The sequence below is a fragment of the Bordetella holmesii genome, assembly GCF_020735985.1.
Lineage (GTDB): Bacteria > Pseudomonadota > Gammaproteobacteria > Burkholderiales > Burkholderiaceae_B > Bordetella > Bordetella holmesii.
On the sequence record NZ_CP085973.1, the window covers coordinates 256320 to 278192 of the forward strand.

General features: G+C 65.3%; 20 protein-coding genes. 12 read left to right on the forward strand and 8 right to left on the reverse strand.

What is annotated here, in order from left to right; genetic code table 11:
• Positions 1-25 precede the first annotated feature (25 nt).
• Entirely contained in the window at positions 26-1498 is a 1473-nt protein-coding gene (locus LK440_RS01210; RefSeq protein WP_005016235.1) for an amino acid permease, read from the forward strand.
• Positions 1499-1713: 215 nt separating this feature from the next.
• Here LK440_RS01210 and LK440_RS01215 read toward each other — a convergent pair whose 3' ends face one another.
• Positions 1714-1977, reverse strand: coding sequence for a hypothetical protein (locus tag LK440_RS01215; RefSeq protein WP_005016233.1), 264 nt, complete (start codon positions 1975-1977; stop codon positions 1714-1716).
• A 127-nt stretch (positions 1978-2104) separates the two neighbouring features.
• Here LK440_RS01215 and LK440_RS01220 point away from each other — a divergent pair, with 127 nt between their 5' ends.
• From LK440_RS01220 to LK440_RS01235, 4 genes are all read left to right on the forward strand, one after another.
• The gene (locus tag LK440_RS01220) at positions 2105-2845 is read left to right on the forward strand and encodes a CaiB/BaiF CoA transferase family protein (protein ID WP_017685711.1); all 741 of its coding nucleotides are present in this window, start codon (positions 2105-2107) and stop codon (positions 2843-2845) included.
• A 34-nt stretch (positions 2846-2879) separates the two neighbouring features.
• On the forward strand, positions 2880-3617 hold the full coding sequence (locus LK440_RS01225) for a FadR/GntR family transcriptional regulator (RefSeq protein WP_005016229.1): 738 nt from the start codon (positions 2880-2882) through the stop codon (positions 3615-3617).
• A gap of 15 nt (positions 3618-3632) precedes the next feature.
• On the forward strand, positions 3633-4448 hold the full coding sequence (locus tag LK440_RS01230; protein ID WP_005016227.1) for an enoyl-CoA hydratase: 816 nt from the start codon (positions 3633-3635) through the stop codon (positions 4446-4448).
• A 171-nt stretch (positions 4449-4619) separates the two neighbouring features.
• Positions 4620-5561 carry a Bug family tripartite tricarboxylate transporter substrate binding protein gene (locus LK440_RS01235; RefSeq protein ID WP_005016219.1) on the forward strand — a complete coding sequence of 314 codons (942 nt, stop codon included), beginning with the start codon at positions 4620-4622 and terminating at the stop codon, positions 5559-5561.
• 6 nt (positions 5562-5567) lie between these two features.
• On the opposite strand, the gene LK440_RS01240 is transcribed toward LK440_RS01235, so the two are convergent.
• The gene (locus LK440_RS01240; protein ID WP_005020143.1) at positions 5568-6434 is read right to left on the reverse strand and encodes an amidohydrolase family protein; all 867 of its coding nucleotides are present in this window, start codon (positions 6432-6434) and stop codon (positions 5568-5570) included.
• Between the two features lie 88 nt (positions 6435-6522).
• On the reverse strand, positions 6523-7602 hold the full coding sequence (locus LK440_RS01245; RefSeq protein WP_005016213.1) for a LysR family transcriptional regulator: 1080 nt from the start codon (positions 7600-7602) through the stop codon (positions 6523-6525).
• Positions 7603-7719: 117 nt separating this feature from the next.
• Here LK440_RS01245 and LK440_RS01250 point away from each other — a divergent pair, with 117 nt between their 5' ends.
• From LK440_RS01250 to LK440_RS01275, 6 genes are all read left to right on the forward strand, one after another.
• A complete protein-coding gene (locus tag LK440_RS01250) occupies positions 7720-8844 on the forward strand; it encodes a 4-oxalomesaconate tautomerase (protein WP_005016210.1) in 1125 nt (374 codons plus the stop codon).
• Positions 8841-9866: an amidohydrolase family protein gene (locus LK440_RS01255; RefSeq protein WP_005016206.1), complete on the forward strand. Its 1026-nt coding sequence runs from the start codon at positions 8841-8843 to the stop codon at positions 9864-9866. Before LK440_RS01250 ends, LK440_RS01255 begins: the two co-directional genes overlap by 4 nt.
• Positions 9867-10562, forward strand: coding sequence for a 4-carboxy-4-hydroxy-2-oxoadipate aldolase/oxaloacetate decarboxylase (locus LK440_RS01260; RefSeq protein ID WP_005016203.1), 696 nt, complete (start codon positions 9867-9869; stop codon positions 10560-10562).
• A gap of 41 nt (positions 10563-10603) precedes the next feature.
• Entirely contained in the window at positions 10604-11581 is a 978-nt protein-coding gene (locus tag LK440_RS01265; RefSeq protein WP_005016201.1) for a Bug family tripartite tricarboxylate transporter substrate binding protein, read from the forward strand.
• 384 nt (positions 11582-11965) lie between these two features.
• Positions 11966-12856, forward strand: coding sequence for a DUF1932 domain-containing protein (locus LK440_RS01270; RefSeq protein WP_005016198.1), 891 nt, complete (start codon positions 11966-11968; stop codon positions 12854-12856).
• Positions 12857-13039: 183 nt separating this feature from the next.
• Positions 13040-13696, forward strand: a complete 657-nt coding sequence (locus tag LK440_RS01275) for an ankyrin repeat domain-containing protein (protein WP_005016195.1) — start codon at positions 13040-13042, stop codon at positions 13694-13696.
• A gap of 13 nt (positions 13697-13709) precedes the next feature.
• Here LK440_RS01275 and LK440_RS01280 read toward each other — a convergent pair whose 3' ends face one another.
• Together LK440_RS01280 and LK440_RS01285 are read right to left on the reverse strand one after the other, a co-directional pair.
• Positions 13710-15818 (reverse strand): TonB-dependent siderophore receptor, encoded by a 2109-nt coding sequence (locus tag LK440_RS01280; RefSeq protein WP_026087893.1) that lies wholly within the window; start codon positions 15816-15818, stop codon positions 13710-13712.
• A gap of 187 nt (positions 15819-16005) precedes the next feature.
• Positions 16006-16890: a LysR family transcriptional regulator gene (locus LK440_RS01285; RefSeq protein ID WP_005016185.1), complete on the reverse strand. Its 885-nt coding sequence runs from the start codon at positions 16888-16890 to the stop codon at positions 16006-16008.
• A 102-nt stretch (positions 16891-16992) separates the two neighbouring features.
• Between LK440_RS01285 and argC the strand changes: the two genes are divergently transcribed.
• Positions 16993-17931, forward strand: coding sequence for an N-acetyl-gamma-glutamyl-phosphate reductase (gene argC / locus LK440_RS01290; RefSeq protein WP_005016181.1), 939 nt, complete (start codon positions 16993-16995; stop codon positions 17929-17931).
• A 31-nt stretch (positions 17932-17962) separates the two neighbouring features.
• Here argC and LK440_RS01295 read toward each other — a convergent pair whose 3' ends face one another.
• The 3 genes from LK440_RS01295 to LK440_RS01305 form a co-directional block, all read right to left on the reverse strand.
• A complete protein-coding gene (locus LK440_RS01295) occupies positions 17963-19249 on the reverse strand; it encodes a GGDEF domain-containing protein (RefSeq protein ID WP_005016176.1) in 1287 nt (428 codons plus the stop codon).
• A 129-nt stretch (positions 19250-19378) separates the two neighbouring features.
• Positions 19379-20566, reverse strand: coding sequence for a TIGR03862 family flavoprotein (locus LK440_RS01300; RefSeq protein WP_005016171.1), 1188 nt, complete (start codon positions 20564-20566; stop codon positions 19379-19381).
• Between the two features lie 89 nt (positions 20567-20655).
• Complete coding sequence (locus LK440_RS01305) at positions 20656-21867, reverse strand: metallophosphoesterase (protein WP_005016169.1); 1212 nt, start codon at positions 21865-21867, stop codon at positions 20656-20658.
• Positions 21868-21873 lie beyond the last annotated feature (6 nt).

A 21873-nucleotide genomic window follows, 5' to 3' on the forward strand; every position in this document is an offset into this window, starting at 1 on the left:
ACCCCACTCCTCGCAGGCCCAGGGTATGCCAGCCGAGTCGGTTTCGGCGCCCTCGGGCCTGAGGCGCACGCTGTCGGCGCGCCACCTTTCCATGATCGCTGTGGGCGGCTCCATCGGTACCGGGCTGTTCGTCGCCTCGGGCAACACCATTGCACAGGCCGGGCCGGGCGGGGCCCTGCTGGCCTACGGGCTGATCGGCCTGATGGTCTACTTCATCATGACCAGCCTGGGCGAGCTGGCCGCCAGCATGCCGGTTTCCGGTTCGTTTGCGACCTATGGCGCGCGTTATGTCGAGCCCGGCTTCGGGTTCGCGCTGGGCTGGAACTACTGGTACAACTGGGCCGTCACCGTGGCGGTGGATCTCGTAGCCGCGCAACTGGTGATGGCGTACTGGTTCCCGGACGTGCCCGGGGTCTACTGGAGCGCCCTGTTCCTGGTGCTCACCTTTGGCCTGAATGCGTTGTCGGCACGCGGATTCGGGGAAGCAGAATTCTGGTTCTCGTTGATCAAGGTGGTCGCCGTGCTCGCCTTTATCGTGATGGGCGTGTTGATGCTGCTGGGCATCATCCGCGGCGGTGAGGGGGCGGGCCTGCATAATTGGACCGTCGGCGAGGCCCCCTTTGTCGGGGGCTTCGCCGCCTTGATCGGCGTGGCCATGGTGGTGGGATTTTCGTTCCAGGGCACCGAGCTCATCGGTATTGCCGCTGGCGAATCCAGAAACCCCGCGCGCGACCTGCCGCGTGCGGTGCGCCAGGTGTTCTGGCGCATTCTGCTGTTCTACGTGCTGGCCATCGGCATCATCGGCCTGCTCATTCCCTATACCGATCCGCAGTTATTGCGCAACGAGGTCGGCGACATCGCCGTCAGCCCCTTCGCCCTCATTTTCGAGCGGGCCGGTCTGCTGGCGGCGGCCTCCATCATGAATGCCGTCGTGCTGACCTCGGTGCTCTCGGCCGGCAATTCCGGCATGTATGCCGCCACGCGGATGCTTTATGCGCTGGCTCGCGAAGGCAAGGCGCCGGCCCTGTTCGGCCGCGTATCCCGGCAGGGAGTGCCGCTGGTGGCGCTGCTGGCAACCGCGGCGATCGCCGCGCTGTGTTTTCTGTCCTTTCTGTTCAGCCCGAATCAGGTGTATATCTGGCTGCTCAACACCTCCGGCATGACCGGCTTTATCGCCTGGCTGGGTATCGCCATCAGTCATTACCGGTTTCGGCGCGGCTATGTGGCGCAAGGTGGCCGCTTGCAGGATTTGCCGTATGTCTCGCCTTATTTCCCCTTCGGGCCGTTGTTCGCCTTTTCTCTGTGCCTGGCCATCACGCTAGGGCAGAACTACGAAGCCTTTCTTCAGGATCGCATCGACTGGACCGGCGCGGCCGCCACCTACGTCGGCATCCCGCTCTTTTTCCTGATCTGGGCGGGGTACCGCCTGGCACGCGGTTCGCGCTTCGTGCGCTACGCCGAGATGGAGTTTCCGATTCGCCGCCGCGGGGAATACTGAGGGTTGGCGGGCTGCGGCACGAGCCCCTGGCGCAGCGGCTCGTGCCGCCCGACCTGCCGGCGCGCGGCGACACCATCGTCAACGCCATCTCCGCATCGCCCTGTGGCGGGTGCCGGAAATGGGCCACCCAGGCCATCTGCATCTGTGGATGATGAGTCGCAACTGGCCAGGCGCCGGCCGAACGGCGGCACCTGCACCGGCTCTGCGCGCCGCTTTCAGATCTTGCTGCCCTTGGTCACGGCCAGGGCCAGATGCAGCGTCTCGGTGATGCGGCGTTTGGCGGCGGCCTTCTGATCGGCGGGCAATTCCAGGCTTTTGCTCAGGTATTGCAGCAGCGAATCGGCGACGTCTTCCAGCACGCCCAGGGCTTCCTGCGGCTTTTGCTGGCGCATGGCAAACAGCGCGATGTGAGCGGCGTTCAAGGCCAGATCGCCCAAGACCTGTGGGTCGACGGCGGGAGGGGTGGTGGATGCGCTCATGATCGGCTCCTGTGGCCAGTGGATGCGGCAGCGGCCGCAACGACCGACGCCAAAGGCGAGACTATAGGAAAAACAGGCGGCCAGGACAAACCGGCCCGCCCGTGCCGGGCAACGCCTCGGTGGGCTGATGTCCGTCACCGGGGAGGCGGATCGCGGGCCCATGCGCGCCGGCATTCCCATCGCGGATCTCAGCGCCGGTCTGTTCGCAGCCATCGGCATCCTGATCGCGTTGCTGGACCGCGAACAGACGGGCAAGGGGCGTTGGGTGCAGACCTCGCTGTTGCAGTCTCAGGTGTGGATGATGGATTTCCAGGCCACGCGCTGGCTGATCGACGGCGAGGTGCCCGGGCAGTCCGGCAACGACCATCCCACCAGTTCGCCCACGGGTGTCTACCCCACGGCCGACGGCTACATCAATATCGCTGCCATGGGTTCGAGCATGTTCGCGCGCCTGTGCGACGTGCTGGAAATGCCGGGCCTGATCGACGATGCGCGCTTTGCCTCGGCCGGGTTGCGGGTGGAAAACCGCCCCGCGCTCAACGAGCAGATCGTCTCGCGGACCCGTCAGCGCACGAGCGCGGAGTGGATCGAGCGCCTCAATGCCGCCGGCGCGCCGTGCGGCCCCATCCTGTCCATGGATGGCACGTTCGCCAACGAGCAGGTGCATCACTTGAACATGACGCGCAAAGTCAGGCATCCGCAGCGCGGCGAGGTCGAGATTCTGGCCCAACCCGTGATCTTCGCCGATAGCGAGCCCGGACCGGTCACGCCCGCGCCGGAGACCGGGGCCCATTCCGACGACATTCGGACCTGGCTGGGGTTGGATGGAGCGGCCCGCGAGCGTTTGCGCGCCGTCGGGGCGGTGTGACACCATCGAAGCTTTTGCTCTCATCAGGAGTCCCATGGCTACGCCCGCGCACGATACGCTGTTTGGCAATCTCAACCGGCCCGAAAATCTGGCCGATGAGATCGCGCAGCAGATCCGCCAGAAGATACTCAGCCAGGCGTTCGAGCCTGGGCAGCGCCTGCCTACGGAGTTCGACCTGGCGCAGCGGTTTGGCGTCAGTCGCAACGTGGTGCGCGAGGCCATCGCGCGTCTGAAACTGTCGGGTTACGTGGAAACCCGCCGCGGGGTGGGTAGCTTCGTCGCGGCGGGCGGGCAGACCAGCTTCGAGATCCTGCCCGAGGATCTGTTGCGCGTCGACGCGCTCGAGCAGATATATCAATTGCGCGTGGAGATCGAGGCGGGGGCAGCCGCGCTGGCCGCGCAGCATCGCAGCGAGCAGCAGCTCGAGGTCCTGCGCGGCGCCTTGGCCCAGGTCGATGCTGCTGGTGACAACTGGCGCCAAGGCGCCGATCGCGCGCTGGACTTTCACATGGCTGTCTGTCAGGCCAGCAACAACCCGTATTTCGTGCGCCTGCTGTCTTTGTTTGGCAGAGCCATCGGCGACGCCGTGCGCACGCTGCGTTATGGCAGTACGGGCACCGACCGCATTTCTGAGGTCGAACAAGAGCATCACCGGATTTTTGACGCTATCGCCGCGCGCGATAGCGAAGGCGCCCGCGCCGCGATGCGCGAGCATTTACGCAACGGCATGCTGCGCCGTCAGGCGCAATTGCGCGCACGTAGCGAAGACTGATAACGAGACAACACCATGCAACGCCAGCGTATTCTGCAGGATCGCGTCACCGAGCACCTCATCGTGGAAAAGCGTGGCTCTGCCGGCTGGATCACGTTCAATGATCCGGAACGACACAACGCCGTGTCCTTTGCCATGTGGGAAGGGATTCCGCTGGCGCTGCAGGCGCTGGCTGACGACCCGGCCATTCGCGTGGTTGTTCTGAGCGGCGCGGGGGAGCGCGCCTTTGTCAGTGGCGCCAATATCTCGCAGTTCGACACGCTGCGTTCGGGCGAGCAGGCCGTGCAGGCCTACGAGCGTGTCGCCGAGGCGGCGCAACTGGCGCTCTACAACTATGAAAAGCCCACCATCGCGCGCATCAAGGGCTATTGCATTGGTGGCGGATTAAACATCGCGTTGTGCTGCGACTTGCGCCTGGCCTCGGAAGACAGCAGTTTCGCCATCCCGGCTGGCAAGCTGGGGCTGGGTTATCGCATGACCGCCATTCGCAATCTCGTGACGGCTACCGGCGCGGCGCGCGCGCTGGAAATCTTTCTGACGGCCGCCCGCTACCCGGCGCCGCAGGCGTTGCATCTGGGGCTGTTGCACAAAGTGGTGCCGGCTGCCGAACTGGATGTCGAACTGCAGACGTATATCGATCAGATAGGTGCCAATGCGCCGCTGACGCTCATGGCTGGCAAGAAGATGATTCGTCAGATGCAGCAACTGGGGCCGCAGATCGATCTGCAGGCCATGACGGATCTGGTGCTCGCCTGCTTCGAAAGCAATGATTATCGCGAGGGGCGACGAGCCTTCGCCGAGAAACGCTCGCCGGTGTTCACCGGCACCTGAGCCTGGGCCCGAAGCGGCCATGACTCCGACGTTTGTTACATGCCAGCCTGCCTGGCAGGATCACGTGCGCCCGCCACGTGGAGGAGGCGCACGTGCCTACCGCGGGACGCCAGGCCGGGCGTGGCGGCCATATAAAAGACGGAGACACCCATGAGAAAAGCTTTGGCAGCCATGCTGTTCACCCTTGCCTTGCCCGCCGCGCACGTGGCCTATCCCGAGCAGCCGATACGTCTGGTCATCGGCTACGCGGCTGGCGGCACCACCGATATTCTGGCGCGTGCGCTGGCCGAGCAACTGAGCAAGTCGCTCAAGCAATCCATCATTGTCGAGAACAAACCGGGGGCAGCGGGCAACATCGCCGCCACAGCGGTACAGCAGGCCAATTCCGATGGCTACACGCTCTTCATGGCGACGGTATCCAGCCACGGCATCAACCCGGCCTTGTACAAGAAGTCGCTGGGCTACGAAGCGGTAGAGGGCTTCGAGCCCGTAGGGATGGTGGCGTCAATCCCGCTGGTGCTGGTGGCCAATCCCAAGTTGCCGGCTACCGATGTGCCAGGGCTGGTGGCGCTGGCCAAAGCCAAACCTGGGGAGCTGAATTACTCCTCCAGCGGCAATGGCTCGCCCGTTCATCTGGCCGGCGCCATGTTCGCCCAGCAGGCCGGGCTGGACATGGTGCACGTTCCGTATCGCGGCGGCGCTCTGGCCAACACGGCCGTCATGACGGGCGAGGCCCAACTCAGTTTCGCCACCTTGCCCGGCGCCATGCCTCAGGTCAAGGCGGGCAACTTGCGCGCGCTGGCGGTGACCACCCGCGAACGTTCCTCCCAGTTGCCCGATGTGCCGACGCTGGCCGAGGCGCCCGGTTTTGACGGCTTCGAGATCAATACCTGGAACGCGCTGCTCGCGCCCAAGGGAACGCCTCCTCAAACGGTCGCCACCTTGAACGCCGCGCTCAAGCAAGCCATGACGTCGGACAAACTCAAAGAGCACTTCAAGCGCGAGGGCGCCACGCCGGCCACCAGCACACCGGCCGAACTGGGCACCTTCATCCAGGCCGAGCTCGACAAGTGGGCCGGTGTGGTCAAAAGCGTGAACATCCGGGTTGACTGAGCTCCTTCAGTTCTGAAAGTAGAGCCGCTGGGGGTTGTCCACCAGCAGTTGCTGCAATACTCCGGCGTCGCCGTACAGAGGCAGGATGTCGATGAGGTCGCCGTCATCGGGGACCTCCCGCACGTTCGGATGGGGCCAGTCCAACCCCCAGACGGCGCGCTCGCCCGCCACGCCAAGGATGCGGCGGGCGATGGGCACGACGTCCGCATAAGGCGGTTCGCTCGCGCTGAGCGTGGCCGACAGCCGTTCGGGGCCGCTTACCTTGATCCAGGCGCCCGGGTGTTCGAGCACCCGCAGCAACTGGTCCAGCTCCGGCTGCATGGCATCGGCCATGACCCGGGCCATGTGATCGATGACGTAAGGCACGGGCAGCGCGTGCAGGAAGGATTGCATCTGCGCCAGTTCGGCCGCATGGGCGTGCAACTGGATATGCCAGCCCAGATCGGCGACGCGTCGGGCCATGCGCGTGACGGCACCGAGATCGGCCGAGGGGCCTAGATGCGGCATGAAGTTGTAGCGCAGGCCGCGCACCCCCTGCTCGTGCAGCGCGCGCAGTTGTGCCGCGCTGATGTCGTCATCGACAAGTGCCACGCCGCGATAGCGCTGCGGCTCGCGCGCGATGGCGTCCAGCATGGCGCGGTTGTCGGTGCCGTGCACGGTGGCCTGCACCAGGACGGCACGCTCCACGCCCAGCAGGCGATGCAGCGGTTGCAGTGTCTCGATCGGGGCATCGGGCGGATCGTAGCGCCGCTCAGGCGCATACGGAAAGCGCTCGGCGGGTCCATAGACGTGGACGTGGCAATCACAGCTGCCCTGGGGCAGTTTGTAGCGGGGCGCACGCGGGTTGGGGTGGGGCGGCGGGACGGTTTTCAATGGAAGTCTCCTCTTGGGCTGTGGGCCCAGTATGAGGGGGGCGCCGCCGCGAGGGTTGCGTTCGGGGCGGGGCGGCGATCGAATCGGCTTATGCCGTGGTGATCTGCCGGGCCTGGGCCTGGACCTCCTGCAGCAGGGCGTTGGCCCCGGGCGATAATTGCGCGCCGGCGCGCACCGTCACGCCGATGTCGCGCTGCATGCCGTCGAGCGAAAAATTCAGCGCCTGTAGGCCTCCGCTGGCCACTTCATAGTGCATCTGGTGACGCGACAGCGCGGTCAGCATATCCGAATGCAGCAGCAAGCCTCGCAGGGTGGCCAGATCGGCCGTCTCGACCGACGGCTCCAACAGTGGCTGCCCTTTGGCACGGAAGAAGTCGTTCAATTGGTAACGCAAGGGAGACGAGGCGCGCGACAGTACCCAGGGATAGCTTCGTAAATCGTCAAAGTCTATCGTTCGGCGGCGGGCCAGAGGATGGCCGGCGCGCGCCAGCAGCACGATGTCCTCGTGCATCAACACGCGTGTGCTGAGCGATTTGTCATGCAGTGGGCGCAAGGCGCCCAGAATGAAGTCCACGTCGGCACTTAGCAGGCCGGCGCACAGGTCGCCATAAGGGCTCTCGAGGGTGCGGATCCTCAGCCCTGGGTGCCGCGCCAGCACCGCAGCGATGGCGCTGGGTAGCACCAGTGTACGTATCAATGGCAACGAACCGACGGTGACGGTGCCTTCGATGGCGCCGTTCAGTGCTGCGACATCAGCCTCGATATTGCGCAGCTCGGCCAGCACCCGTTTGAAGTTCCGGACCCAGCGCTCGCCCGCTTGGGTGGGGATCATGCCACGCGGCGTGCGTTGAAAGATCGCTTGTCCCAGGCATTGCTCCAGCCGTGAGACGGCGGCACTGATGGCGGGTTGCGTCAGGCCTTGCTGATGGGCCACGGTGGACATATGGTGCACGTCGGCTAGCAGCACGACGCTGGCCAGCCGGCCCGTGTGATACAGGGCCGCCGAGGTTCCTGCCCGGGCGCCGCGCTGCCGGGCTTCGTCCATGACGGACTCCAGCTCGTCCTGGATGCGCGCCGTGCGCACGCGTACGGTGTCGCCCGCCGCCGCCACCGCCACCGCGTTGAAGACGTGCAGATGGTGAAGATTCAGGGGCGGATGCGGATCCATGTTTCAAGGGAATCTGAGGTCATAAATTTATTAGAACGGTCATTCGCGCACAAGGCAACCCCGATATCGGCATATGCCCACATACTTTTGCACAAAATGTGAAGCCGGATATCGGGCATGGATACTCAGGATAAAAATCAAACGCAGCAGGCGGTGGACTGCCTGTTCATGCGCGGTGGGACCTCGCGCGGGCCGTTTTTCCGCGCGGCGGATTTGCCGACGGACCTCATCAGTCGAGACGCCTTGCTGCTGGCGATCATGGGTTCGCCGGATACGCGGCAGATCGACGGTCTGGGCGGCGCTCACCCGTTGACGAGCAAAGTTGGCATCGTCGGTCCGGGCCGCGAGCCCGGTGTGGATCTGGAGTTTCTGTTCGCGCAAGTTGCGGTGGACCAGGCCCGTGTCGACACCACTCCCAATTGCGGCAATATGCTGGCCGCTGTCGTTCCGTTTGCCCTTGAGACGGGGCTGGTCGCCGCGCGCGGCGAGTGCAGCAGTTATCGCGTGCTCACGCTCAATACCGGCATGCTTTGTGATATCGAGGTGCAGACCCCGGGTGGGCAGTTGCGCTATGACGGCACCGCCCGCATCGATGGCGTGCCTGGCACGGCCGCGCCTATCGCCATCAATTTTCTGGATACCGCGGGCTCAGTGTGCGACAGCCTGCTGCCGACCGGCCATGCCCTGGACCGGCTCCGTGTGCCGGGGCAAGCGGACATCGACGTCACATGCATCGACAACGGCATGCCCATGGTTCTGATGCGCGCGTCGGACTTGCAGCGTCGCGGCGACGAAAGTGTGGCCGAACTCAATGCAGACGAAGCCCTCAAAGTCCGCCTGGAGGCCTTGCGCTTGGCGGCCGCAGAGCGCATGGGTCTGGGGGATGTGCGCGATAAACCTTATCCAAAAATGTGTTTGTTATCGCCGCCCCTTCGGGGCGGCAGCATCGCGACGCGTTGCTTCATCCCGCATGTCTGCCATGACGCCATTGGTGTGCTGGCCGCGGTGACGGTGGCAACGGCTTGCGTATTGCCCGGTTCCGTGGCCGACGGCCTGGCGCGGTTGCCTGGCGGAACAAAGCAGTGCCTGCCCGTCGAGCATCCTTCTGGTGAGTTCAGTGTGGAGTTGGAACTTGACGCGTCGGGGCAGGTGAGTCGCGCGGCGCTCTTGCGCACGGCCCGTTTATTGATGCGCGGGACGGCCTATGCGCCGCGCATGGTTTCTTCCGGAGAGTCCGCTTGATTATCGATTGTCATGGCCATTACACGACGGCCCCACCTGCACTGCAAGCCTGGCGCCAGCGTCAGATCGACGCGCTGAACAATCCGTCGGCCGCGCCTCGAGCCAGTGAGCTGCATGTCAGCGACGACGAGATACGGGAGTCTATCGAGGCCAACCAGTTACGTCTTATGCGCCAGCGCGCCTGCGACCTGACGATATTCTCACCGCGCGCGAGCTTCATGGCTCATCACATCGGTGACCTGTCCACCAGCCAGACGTGGGCGGCGTTGTGCAATGAGATGTGCCACCGTGTTGCTCAGCTCTTTCCGGACCAATTCGTGGGAGCGGCCATGCTGCCGCAGTCCCCTGGCCAGCCCATCCAGACCAGTCTGGCCGAGTTGGACCGCTGCGTGCAGGAGTACGGGTTTGTGGCACTCAACCTCAATCCCGATCCCTCAGGGGGGCATTGGACTTCACCGCCCCTGTCGGAGCCCTACTGGTATCCACTGTACGAACACATGGTCGAGTACGGCATTCCCGCCATGGTCCACGTCAGCACCAGTTGCAACGCCTGCTTTCATACCACCGGCGCGCATTACTTGAACGCGGACACCACGGCGTTCATGCAGTGTCTGACGTCAGATCTGTTCAAGGTGTTTCCCCAGCTGAACTTCGTCATCCCACATGGCGGCGGCGCCGTGCCCTATCACTGGGGCCGCTTTCGCGGCCTGGCTCAGGAGATGAAAAAACCCCCGCTCGAGGACTGGCTACTGGATAACGTCTACTTCGACACCTGCGTCTATCACCAGCCTGGCATCGACCTGCTGGCACGCGTCATTCCGGTGAAGAACGTGCTGTTTGCCAGCGAAATGATAGGCGCGGTGCGCGGTATTGATCCGCAGACGGGTTTTCACTACGACGATACGCGGCGCTACATCGAGGCTGCGGACCTGAGCGCCGAAGACCGGTTTCAGATTTATGAGGGTAATACGAGGCGGGTCTATCCGCGCCTGGACGCCGCGCTCAAGCGCAAGGGACTGTAAATGAATGATCTGCTCAACACCCTGGGTGTGGTCAAGCGCAAGTTCGACAGACCCGATCCGGCGCTGGTGCGCCGACTTTCCGCCCATGGCGTGGCGACGGTGCACGAGGCGCTGGGACGCGTGGGGCTCATGGATCCCGGCATCCGGCCCGTGTACGACGGCGCGCGTCTGTGCGGCACGGCGGTGACCGTATTGCTGCAACCGGGCGATAACTGGATGCTGCATGTCGCCGCCGAACAACTGCAGGCCGGCGATGTCGTGGTGGCGGCATGCACCACCGACAGCCACGATGGCTTTTTTGGCGAGCTGCTGGCCACGAGTTTTCGGGCACGGGGAGCGCAGGGCCTGGTCATTGACGGCGGCGCGCGCGATATCAGCGAGTTGCGCGAGATGGATTTCCCGGTCTTTAGCAAGGCGGTTTGCGCCAAGGGTACTGTCAAGGCCACGCTGGGCTCGGTGAACATCCCGGTCATTTGCGCCGGCGCGCTGGTGCGCCCTGGCGATGTGGTGCTGGCCGATGCCGATGGCGTGGTCGTTATCCCTGCCGCCCAGGCCGCAGAGGTCGCAGACCGGGCCGATGAGCGACTGGCCAACGAGGCACGCAAGCGCGCCCGACTGGCGGGCGGAGAACTCGGGCTGGACATCTATTCAATGAGGGAACCGCTGGCGCAGGCCGGCCTGCGTTACCTCGATTGAATCGGGCGCTTTGCGCTCCTAAAAACGACAAGGAGGAGACTATGAATCGACGCGAGTTTATGTGGAAATCGGCCCTGACCCTGGCGGCCGCGCAGGGCTTGCCGCGCCTGGCCCTGGCCGCCTATCCGGAACGGCCATTGCGCCTGATCGTGCCGTTTGCGGCCGGCGGCAATATCGATGCGGTCGGCCGCATCATCGGCGCGGCCATCGGGCCCAAGCTCGATGTGCCGGCCGTGGTGGAAAACAAGCCCGGAGCGGGAGGCAGTATCGGAGCCGACATGGTCGCGCGCGCGCCCGCTGACGGATATACCTTGCTGGTCGGCTCCAATGGCCCATTGACGGTCAATCCCTTCATTCAGGCGCAATTGCCTTATGAACCGTTGAAGGATTTCACACCCGTGGGCATGGTCGGTTACGTACCGCATGTGCTGGTGGTCAACCCTAATGTTCCCGCCAAGAATCTGGCTGAACTCGTGGCCCTGTCGAGTAAGCAGGGCATCAATACCGGAACGTCCGGTGTGGGTAGCGCCACGCATTTGACCTTGTTGCGCATCAACGCGGCCACCGGCGCCAAGCTCGTCAATGTACCCTACCGCGGCGGCGCACTGATTCCCGATCTGCTGGGCGGCAACATCGAAGCCACGGTCACGGAGTTTTCGACGGCATTGCCTCTGCATCGCTCGGGCAAGGCCCGGATTATCGCCATCACCTCCGACCATCGTCTGGCCCTGGCCCCGGAGCTGCCGACCCTGGCCGATCAGGGCTACGACAATCTCGTGGCCGCCAGCTACATCGGCCTGCTGGCGCCGGCGGCCACCCCTCCCGACGTGATGGCTCGCTTGCAAAAAGCATTGGCCGACGGCGTGCATGACTCGTCCATCGCCGCCAAGCTCAAAGACTTTGGCGTGGAGCCGGCCACCGCGCAACAGGAAACCTCGGCGGGATTCTCCGCATTTCTGCGCGACGAGTATGCCCGCTCCAAGGCTGCTGCCGAGCAGGCGGGCATAAAGCCGGAGTAAATCCGGGATAGGGCAGGGAGGGGCCGTGGGCCCCTCCCGGGATTCTGACGTGAAAGCGTTCAAGACGTCGTATGTGCAGGTGCTGACAGCCGGCTACCGGCTCACCAGCGACGACGCCATGCCTACACATGGCCTGCGGCGCAGGATTCATCGCGCAGGCTGCCGACGCGGCGTTGCCCTTGTCCGGCGGGCCTGCTGTTCGGTACCGACCGCATATGGCTAGCGTCACACCAACCCCTCATGCCATCGGCAATAGCGTGGCCGTTCTGGTGTTCGCGAAATGGCTGAGCCTTTTCGCCCGCCTGAAATTCTCAATGCCTGCGCGCGCCGCCGTGGTGCCGCGCCGGCCGTCAACACACCCTCACTGTACTTCCGGAGATATGCATGTCTGCCCCCACTTCCCTCCCCCGTATCGCCATCATCGGATTTGGCGAGGTTGGTCCGATCTTTGCGCAGGCCTTGCACGAGCGTGGCTGCGAGGTGGCCGCCTATGACCTGAAATTGCAGGATCCGGCCAGCGCCGACGTGATCCGGGCCAAGGCGGCGCGCAGCGGCGCCCGCGTGGCCGGCAGCCTGTCGGATTGCCTGAACCAGGCGGATTGGATTTTCTCGGCGGTCACTGCCAGCCAGGCTGGCGCCGTCGCGCGCGATGCCGCCGCCTTCATGCAGGCCGGTCAGATTTTCATCGACCTGAACTCGGTGTCGCCGCGCGTCAAGCAGGAGAATTGCGCGCGCATTCAGCAGGCCGGCGGCGAGTATATCGAGTCGGCCGTGATGGCTCCGGTGCCACCGCAAGGTGTACAGGTGCCGATGCTGCTGGGCGGGCGCCGGGCACGCGAGATGGCCGAGTCCCTCAATGCGCTGGGAATGCGCACCCAGGCCGTAGCGGATGACGTCGGTTTGGCCTCGGCCATCAAGCTGTGCCGCAGCATCATGATCAAGGGCCATGAGGCGCTTTGCCTGCAATCCATGCAGGCCGCTCTGCATTTCGGGGTCGACGAACGGGTGCTGGCCTCGCTGGCCGCCACTTTTCCTGGGGTGGGTTGGGACAAGGGCTATGAAGCCTACCTGATTGGCCGCGTCGCCGAGCATGGGCAACGGCGCTCGGAGGAGATGCGCGAGGCCGCCGCCATGCTTGACGAATTGGGGCTGGACTCTGGTTTGGCCAGCGCTATTGCCGACGTGCAGCAGGATTTCGCGCAACGCGGCCGGGGTTGGCTCACAGACCTGGACGCTCGCGGTGGGCTGCCCGGCTGGCGCGATCTGCTGGCATGAGTACAGGGGCGGCTGGTTGATGCCGGCCCCGGCCGCCGAGAGCATTCCTCGTTGTCTTGCCGGGCTGGCGGACTCGCGTTATACGATAGATGCAGGCGTGCCTGCGCATCGGGCGGGTTCGACTTGTCTGCGTGCGGCTTGCGGGCGGGACAGGCACGCGATCCATGGACAAGGAGGTTGAAGATGCGAAATCCCGGATGGCTCATTGCCGCATGTGTCAGCATGGTGGCGCCGGCAGGCGCGGCAAACTCAGAGTCGGCGTTGCTGGAGGCCGCCGCCCAGGGGCAGGCCGATCGTGTAAGGACCCTCATCGCCCAGGGTGCTGCGCTCGAATCGCGTGATGCGCAGGGCAACACCCCATTGTTGCGCGCCACCGACGGCAATCATGTGGCCGCTGCGCGCGTGCTGATGGAGGCCGGTGCCAACGTCAATGCGCAGAACCGCATGCAGGATAGCGCCTACCTGCTGGCAGGGGCCTGGGGCTACGACGATGTTCTGCGCCTGACGCTTGAGCGCGGCGCGGATCTCAAAAGCACTAACCGGTATGGCGGCACGGCGCTCATCCCCGCTTGCGAGCGCGGCCACGTCAACACGGTGGATATCCTGTTGCGGGCCGGTGTAGACCCCGATCACGTCAATCGTCTGAGCTGGACCGGCTTGCTGGAGGCGATCCTTCTGAGCTATGGAGGCCCCCGTCATCAGGCCATCGTGCGCCGTCTGATCGAGGCCGGGGCCGATGTCAATCTGCCCGACGGCCAGGGCGTCACGCCGCTGGCGCATGCGCGCCAGCGCGGGCAGAAAGAGACCGAGCGCCTGCTGCTGGCAGCCGGCGCCCGGTAACACTGCTTGACGGTCAGAACTTGACCGTCGCGCTCAGGCTGTACGTACGCGGGTCACCCGGCTTGATGTATTCGGCCGTCTGGTAGAGCCAGTAACGTTTGTTGGCGAGGTTGTTGATGCCCGCGCGGAAAGTGGTTTCGTAGCCGGCGATGCGCGTGTCGTAGGTCGCGCCGATGTTGACCAGCGTGTAGTTGTCGAGCTGGATGTCGTTGGCCTGGCGCAGTTCGCTGCTGCCGGTGAAGCGAACATCCGCGCGCAGCTTCAGCCCGGGCAGTTGCGGCACGCTGTAGGCCAGTTGCGCGGCGGCCACGAAACGCGGAGCACCGGCGACGCGGTTGCCGTTGTAGGTGGTGCCCTTGCGGTATTCACTGTCCAGGAACATCAGGCTGCCGCCCAGCGTCCAGAGTTTGGCCAGCCGGGTCGAGGCCGCCAGCTCCAGGCCCTGATAGCGCGACAGGCCGTTTTGCTCGAGCCGCGCGCGGCCCGTGTTGGGATCGACCACCGGGTTCTCAGTCTTGCGCTCGATGCGAAACAGCGCGGCTGTGGCGGCCCAGTCGTCCTGCTCGGTCTTCAGGCCAAGTTCATATTGTTTGCTCTTGAGCGGATCGAGCAGGGTGCCGGCGTTGGTGTGGTTGTTGCCCACGACCGACCCGGCCTCCAGCGACTCGATGTAGCTGGCGTAGGCCATCGTGCGCGGCGTGATGTTGTACATCAGGGCCACGGTCGGTGTGAGCACGCCGTTCTTGTCGTACTCGGAGTTGCGCGCCCCGTTCACGCCAAACCCCTTCTGGCTGTAGTCCGTCACGCGCAGGCCGCCCAGCAAGGACCAGCCATGCGTCAGATCGATGGTGTCGCTGGCGAAGACAGCCTTCTGGGTGATCTCAGCCGCGCGATACAGCGACATATTGCCGTTGCTGTAGTAGGCATTGTGGTTGGTCTGGTAGAGATTGCCCGTGCCGACCGAACCGTAGAAGTACGTCGACGAGTAGTCGTTTTTCTGTTTTTGCCAGGAAGCACCGGCGACGAGCTGATGTTTCAGCGCGCCGGTTTCGAACTTGCCTTCGATCATGCCGCGCCACTGGTTGTAGCCGTAGGCCTCGCCATAGTCGGAGCGCTGGTCGTCATAGTTGCCGGCGCTGTCGAGCAGCGCCAGCACGACTTCGTTGCGGCGCGTCTCGGTAGTGCTATAGCTGTAGTTGGTGCTGACCGACCAGTCGTTGTTGATCTGGTACTTCAGGCCGGTGTTGTAATAGCGGAAGTGATTCTTGACGTAAGAGCCCTGGCCCACGAGCGAATCGTCATCCTGGCGCACGGGCGAGGGCAGACGCGTTCCCACCAGGCTGAAACTGTTGATGGTCGGATCCTGGCCGATGGTCTTGCGGTCCTGGTAGATGGTCTGGAAATCCCAGGTCAGCTTCTCGGTCAGGCGGGCATCCAGCGCCAGCGAAGCGGAGGTCCGGTAGAGGGATCTGTCGTTGTAGGTGCTGCCCTCTTCGTGCGTGGCATTGAGGCGGTAACCAAAACGGTCGTCCGGCCCCCCCCGTCCGCCCAGATCGATATGTTCATGGATCAGGCTGTTGGATTGCACGCCGATATCGATGGCGCGCAAGGGGTCATCCGTGGGCTTTTTGGTGACGTAGTTGATCATGCCGCCCGGTGAGCCGAAGCCGTACATGAAGCCCGTGGCGCCCTTGAGCAGATCGATCTGCTCGAGCTGCTCGTACGGCAGCACGGTGACATAGGTGGGGAAGGGATTGCCGTCGATACGGAAGGAGTTCTGCCAATCGAGTTGCAGCCCGCGCACGGTCAAGTAGCTGGCCCAGGCGCCCGACGAGGAGCCGTTGTCATTGACCGAGGCGTCCAGCGCGAAGACGTCGCCGAGTTTGGAGATCTGCCGATCCCGCAGTTCGGTACTGCCCACTACCGTGGTGGCAAAAGGCGTTTCGAGCTGGCTGCGATTGCCCAGCGCGCCGCTATTGACGGGGACACGCAGGTTCTCCAGGTCATCTTCAGCGGTGTCATTGGCCTTGACCGACACGGCAGGAAGCTGGGTGACCTGGCTGGACGTCTGGGCATGAGCGGCCGCGCTCAGTGCCAGGGCCAGGGCCAGGGCGGTTGGGATGAGGCGGGGTGCGCGCAAAGCAGTTCTCCGATGGCGACTTTCGAGGAATGCGATGCTAGTGGCGAATGGGAGTGATTAGCAATTGAAGAATGATTGCGGCGTCCAGAAAGCAGACAATGGCGGTCTATATCGGCCAATCGCCCCGCATCGTTGATGCGCAGGCGCCACACTTCGCCGGTGCGCGGGTCTAACGCTGGCGCAACGCGGTCAATGCGTCGAGGACGTGACGAGTGGCCAGGTCCAGGCAGCCGGTGCGGTGCTCGATGCCTAGCGGACGCCACAAGGCCGGGCGCAAGGCGCGCATGGCGATCCGCGCGTCCGGTGGGGGCGCCGTTGCCTCCTGAGGCAGCAGCGCAGCGCCATAGCCGGCGGCCACCAGACTCTTGATGGCGTCGTTGAAGTTCAGATGGATGCGCGCACGCACGGGCAGTCCGGCTGCGCCAAACCATTCGGTGGTAAGCCGTGAAAGGCGGGTGCTGGCGTCGTTGAGGATGAGCGGGCGCTGCGCCAGCCACTGAGGCGTGACGCGGGCTGGCGGATGCCAGGATGCAGGCAGGAAGGCCATGACCGGATCGCGCCGCCAGGGCAAGACGGGCAGGCCGGCCACCGGAGCCTGGGGCAGGGCGATCAAGGCGGTATCCAGCGTGCCCTGCGCCAGTCTGGTCAAGCTTTCCTGGGAAGTGAGCACCGCGACCTCGACGTCGATCTGAGGGTGGTCGCGTCCCAGCGTCTCCAATGCCTGCGGCAAAAGATGGGCGATGGCACCCGTGGAGGCACCCAGGCGAACCCGGCCGACCAACCCTTGCACCTGGCGTTGGACGTCCTCCAGGGCCTGATCCGCCTCGGCCAGCAGGCGGCGGGCCCGTTCGAGCAGTGTTTGACCGATGGCGGTGGGGCGCACCTGACCACGCCGGCGGCTCAGCAGCGCCGCGCCGATGCGGGCCTCGAGGTCGGCGATATGCAGGCTGACCGTGGGGGCTGCCAGATGCAGGGCGCGCGCGGCGTGCGCGAAGCTGCCCAGATCGGCAATCGCCACCAGCGTACGTAAGCGGTCCAGACTGATTTCGCGCATGGGGATGATTCAGAAAAGCTGAACTGGATCGTTATGAAATTCAACTTTTCGTAGTTTAGTGGATGGTCGAAGATAGCGGCATCCTTCTTCCAGGCAGCTTCCATGACCCAGACACTTGTTTTCATCGATGGAGATCAAGGCACCACCGGACTGCAGATCCATGAGCGGCTGCGCGGCCGCGAGGACCTGAACCTCATCACGTTGCCGGCGGCCGAGCGCAAAGACAGCGTCCGGCGTGCCGAGGCCATCAACCAGTGCGATATCGCCATTCTTTGCCTGCCCGATGCCGCGGCCCGCGAAGCGGTCGGCGCGATCCGCAATCCTGCCGTGCGCGTGCTCGACGCCAGTTCGGCCCACCGGCTCAGTCAGGGCTGGGAGTATGGTTTCGCCGAATGGAAACCGGGGCAGGCCGAGCGCATTGCGCAGGCCTCGCGCGTGAGCAATCCGGGCTGCTATCCGACGGGCGCCATCGGCTTGCTGGCCCCCTTGATCGCGGCCGGCCTGGTGCCCGCGGATTACCCGCTGACCGTGCATGCGGTGTCCGGTTACTCGGGCATGGGCCGGGCAGGCGTGGACGACTATGAGGGCCCGGGCGCGGCCCAGGCGTTGCCTTACGCGGCCTACGGCCTGACGTTGGCGCACAAGCATACGCCCGAGATTCAACGCTACGCTGGCCTGACCGAGCGGCCGGTCTTCACGCCTGCTTACGGGGCCTATCGTCAAGGCATCGTGCTGACCATCGCGTTGCAGCGCCGCCTGTTGCCTGCCGGTGTCGATGGCGCGGCGCTACGGGCTTGCCTGGCGCACCACTATGCCGCCAGTCCATCCCTGCGGGTGTCGGCCGACGGGCAGTCGCCCGAGCGTCTGGATCCGAGGGTTGCCAACGGCAGCAACGATCTTTATCTGCATGTCTATGAGAACGCCGAGCACGGCCAGATTCTGCTGGCTGCGGTGTTCGACAATCTGGGCAAGGGCGCATCGGGCGCGGCGGTGCAGAATCTGGATCTCATGCTGCAAGGCGCGGCTGGCCGCGGGGCGTGATGCGCACGCGGCGGCCGGATTCTCTCGCTGCCTAGCCCCACTCGCGGCGGTTGCGGCCCAAGGCCTTGGCACGGTAGAGCGCCAGATCGCCGCGCGCCAGCACCGTCTGCGGGCCGGCGTCGTCGGCACGCATCATGCTCAGGCCCACGCTGGTGGTGAGCGCGCGCGCGCCGCCAGGCAAGGGCGTGGCGCGGGTGTCGCGCAGGATGCGACAGGCGAAGGCGTCGGCCCGGGTGGCATCGGCCTGCCCCAGAATAACCGCGAACTCTTCGCCCCCCATCCGCCCGGCATAGTCGCCGGGCAGCAAGGCCGCGCGCAGGATGTCGGCGAAGTGCGACAGCGCGTCATCACCGGCGGCGTGGCCATGCCGATCGTTGACGTCCTTGAAGTGGTCCAGGTCGAGCATCAGCACGGCCGCCGGCTCGTCTGGCGCATGTTGCAACTGCTGCCACCGGGTCTGTAGATAGTGCAGCAGCTGCCGGCGGTTGGGCAGCCGGGTCAGGCTGTCGGTGGTGGCCAGTTCATGCAACCGTGCTTCGGCCAATTTGCGGTCGGTGATGTCGACCGTAGTGCCCATCATGCGCAATGGGCGGCCCTGCTCGTCATGCGCGACGATGCGGCCTCGGCTGGCTACCCAGCGATAGCTGCCGTCGCGGCACCGCAGGCGGTGTTCGACGTGGTAGGCATCGGTGGTGCTATCGAAGTGCGCCTGCATGGCGGCTTTGACGTAATGAGCATCATCGGGATGAAGACGTCCGTAGCTTTCCTCGATACGGGAGCCAACCTCGTGATCGGCATAGCCGAGCAGGGCCTTCCACCCTGCGGAATAATGGATTTCGCCCGTCTGGATATTGCGATCCCACAGACCCGTGCCGCTGCCGGTCACCGCCAGCAGCACGCGCTCCTGGTCCGCGTGCCGGGCCTGCAGCGCGACTTCGGTCTGGCGCAGGGCGGCCAGCAGTTGCGCCTGCGCCTGGGCCAGGGCGGCAAAGTGGGCCAGGCGGTTCCGCATCTCGGGCGCGGGCGGGCAGGCCAGCAACAGGCCGACCACCCCCTGCACGTTGCCGTCGGTGTCCAGCCAGGCTTGTCCGGCATAGAACAGCGGCGCGTCCTTGTCCTGATCCGGCCAAACCAGCAACGCGCCGCCCTCATGCCTGCCGACGAAGGCCAGAGCATCGGCCGTGGGCAGGCCGGCGATCTGCCAATCCGCCGCAGGCAGGCGCAGCGCCACGAACGCTGCTTCGCACTCGAACTGCTGGGACATCAATGAGGCCAGCAGGCTGGGGGCGCTGGCCAGAGGGGGGAAGGGGTCCGGCATAGGGCGGGTCACAGATCAATGAGCGGGAGTGTACGTCAGCTCAGTGGCGCCAACGATGACGGTTTGACCCGGTCAGGATCGGGGATTCAGGGGCGAGCCGCTGAGCGGCCGGGCGACGGGGCCGGCGCGTCAGGGCAGGGCGGTCTGCATGTCGGCCCAGATGCCCTGCGCGGCGGCCTTGCCGCTGGCCAGGCAGGCGGTCAACAGGTAGCCGCCGGTCGGCGCCTCCCAATCCAGCATTTCGCCGGCGCAGTAAACGCCGGGCAGCGCATGCAGCATGAAATGGGGTGTGAGCGCCTCCAGGCGCACGCCGCCGGCGCTACTGATGGCCTCGTCAATGGGGCGGGGCCGCAGTAGCGGGATGGGCAGGGCTTTGATGCGGCGCGCCAGCAGGTCGAGATCATTGAAGTCGGGCAGGCATTCGCGCAGCAGCGCCGTCTTTACCCCTTTGAGGCCCAGGCGGCTTTGCATGTGGCTCGACCAGGAGCGCGCGCCGCGCGGATGGTGCACGGCCTGCAGAACGCGTTGCGCGCTCCAGCCGGGCAACAGGTCGAGCCACGCGGTCGCATGGCCCGTGGCCGCGAGGCTGTCGCGCAACGGCGCCGACAGGGCGTAGACCAGCCCACCCTCGATGCCGTGGGCGCTGATCATGCATTCGCCGGCCCGGCCAGGCGCCGCCTCGGCCAACGACAGGCGTACCGATTTCAGCGGCTGGCCGGCGTAATGCGTCTTGAAGTGTTCGCTCCAAGACACATCGAAGCCGCAATTGGCCGGCAGCAACGGCGTGGTGTCCACGCCGTTGGCCGTCAAAGGGGCCAGCCACGCACCGTCCGAACCCAGGCGGGCCCAACTGGCTCCGCCCAGCGCCAGCAGCACCGCGTCTGCCGCGTGCTGTTCCTCGCCCTGGGGAGTGTCGAAGCGCAGACAGCGCGGGCCGGCCGGTGTGCCGGGCGGCCATCCCAGCCAACGATGGCGCATGTGAAAGCGCACGCCCTGGGCGCGCAGCCGCGCCAGCCATGCCCGCAGCATGGGCGCGGCCTTCATTTCCTTTGGAAAGACTCTGCCCGAGCTGCCCACGAAGGTTTCCACGCCGAGCCCATACGTCCATTCGCGCAGCGCCTGCGGGTCCATATGGGTCAGCCAGGTGGCGACCTGCCCGGCTCGGGCGCCGTAGCGGTCCACGAACTGTGGCAGGGGCTCGCTGTGCGTGAGGTTCAGCCCGCCCCGGCCGGCGAGCAGGAATTTGCGACCCACCGAAGGCATGGCGTCGTAGACATCGACCTGGGCGCCCGCCTGGGCCAGGGTCTCGGCGGCCATGAGACCGGCTGGGCCTGCGCCGATTACGGCGATGCGGGAGGAAGAAGGGGACATGAGAAAGAATGCCGACTGTTCAGGCCGGCATTGTCTCACGCGCCGCCGCAGGGGCCCGGCGTCTGGGCCGCCTCGGGGTTGGATTGGCCACGGCTGCCCACCAGACGAATCAAGCTGATTTCCGATGGTGCCGCCAACCGCATGGGCGGGCCCCAATAGCCAGTGCCTCGGCTGGTGTAGACCCAGAGCCCGCCCTGCCGGTGCAGGCCGGCGGTAAACGGCTGCTGCAGACGCACGAAAAATCCCCACGGGAAAAACTGCCCGCCATGGGTGTGGCCCGACAGTTGCAAGGTGTAGCCCAACGGGGCTGCGGCGGCCGCGCTGCGCGGCTGGTGCGCCAGCAGAATTTTCACCGGCGCGCCGGCCGGTGCGCCTTGCAGCGCCTTTGCAGGATCGCTGCGTTGACCCGGATCGAAGGCACCGGCCCCGAAATCCGTCACGCCGGCGACCACCACCGGTTGGTTCCTGACCCGGATCACGGCGTGCTCATTGAGCAGAACGGTCAGCCCCAGCCGCCGGAATTCGTTGACCCAGGACGCCGCGCCCGAGTAGTACTCGTGGTTGCCCGTCACCAGATAGACGCCGCCCGGCGCGCGCAGATCGGCCAGCGGGCGGGTATGGGCCGCCAATTGCGCCACGCTGCCGTCGACGACGTCGCCCGTGATGGCGATGAGGTCGGGATGCAAGGCATTGACCGCATCCACGATGGCCTGCACATAGGGCGCTTTGATCGTCGGGCCCACATGGATGTCGCTGATCTGAGCGATGCACAGGCCTTCGAGCTCGGCCGGCAATCCGTCGATGGGTACGTCGATGTGTTTGACCCGCGCCAAGCGACGCGCATTGAAAAACCCCCACACACTCCCGGCCAATGCCAGCAGCGGCACGGCGGCGGCACTGGCCGGCCGCAGTCGCGCCATGTCCGGCACACCGCTTGCCAGGCGCAGCAGCCCTGCCATGACCAGCACGACGTCGCGCAGTACGGTCAGCACAAACAGCGACGAGAAAAACCCCATGGCCAGCAGGCCGATCCAGGCCATCCGGTCGGCCCACGGCGGCCGCCCCGATGAGCGGCTGAGCATCCCGACAGGGATGAGGATGCAAGAGGCAATGAGCACGAGGATGGCAATGGATTTGCCTGCCATGCCCATGGGCAGATCCGGGATGATGCGGATGCCGACATACACATGTGCCAGCGCGCCCAGGGTGAGAAAACGGATGAAAAATGAGGACTTGCGCAGTGCCACGTTGCC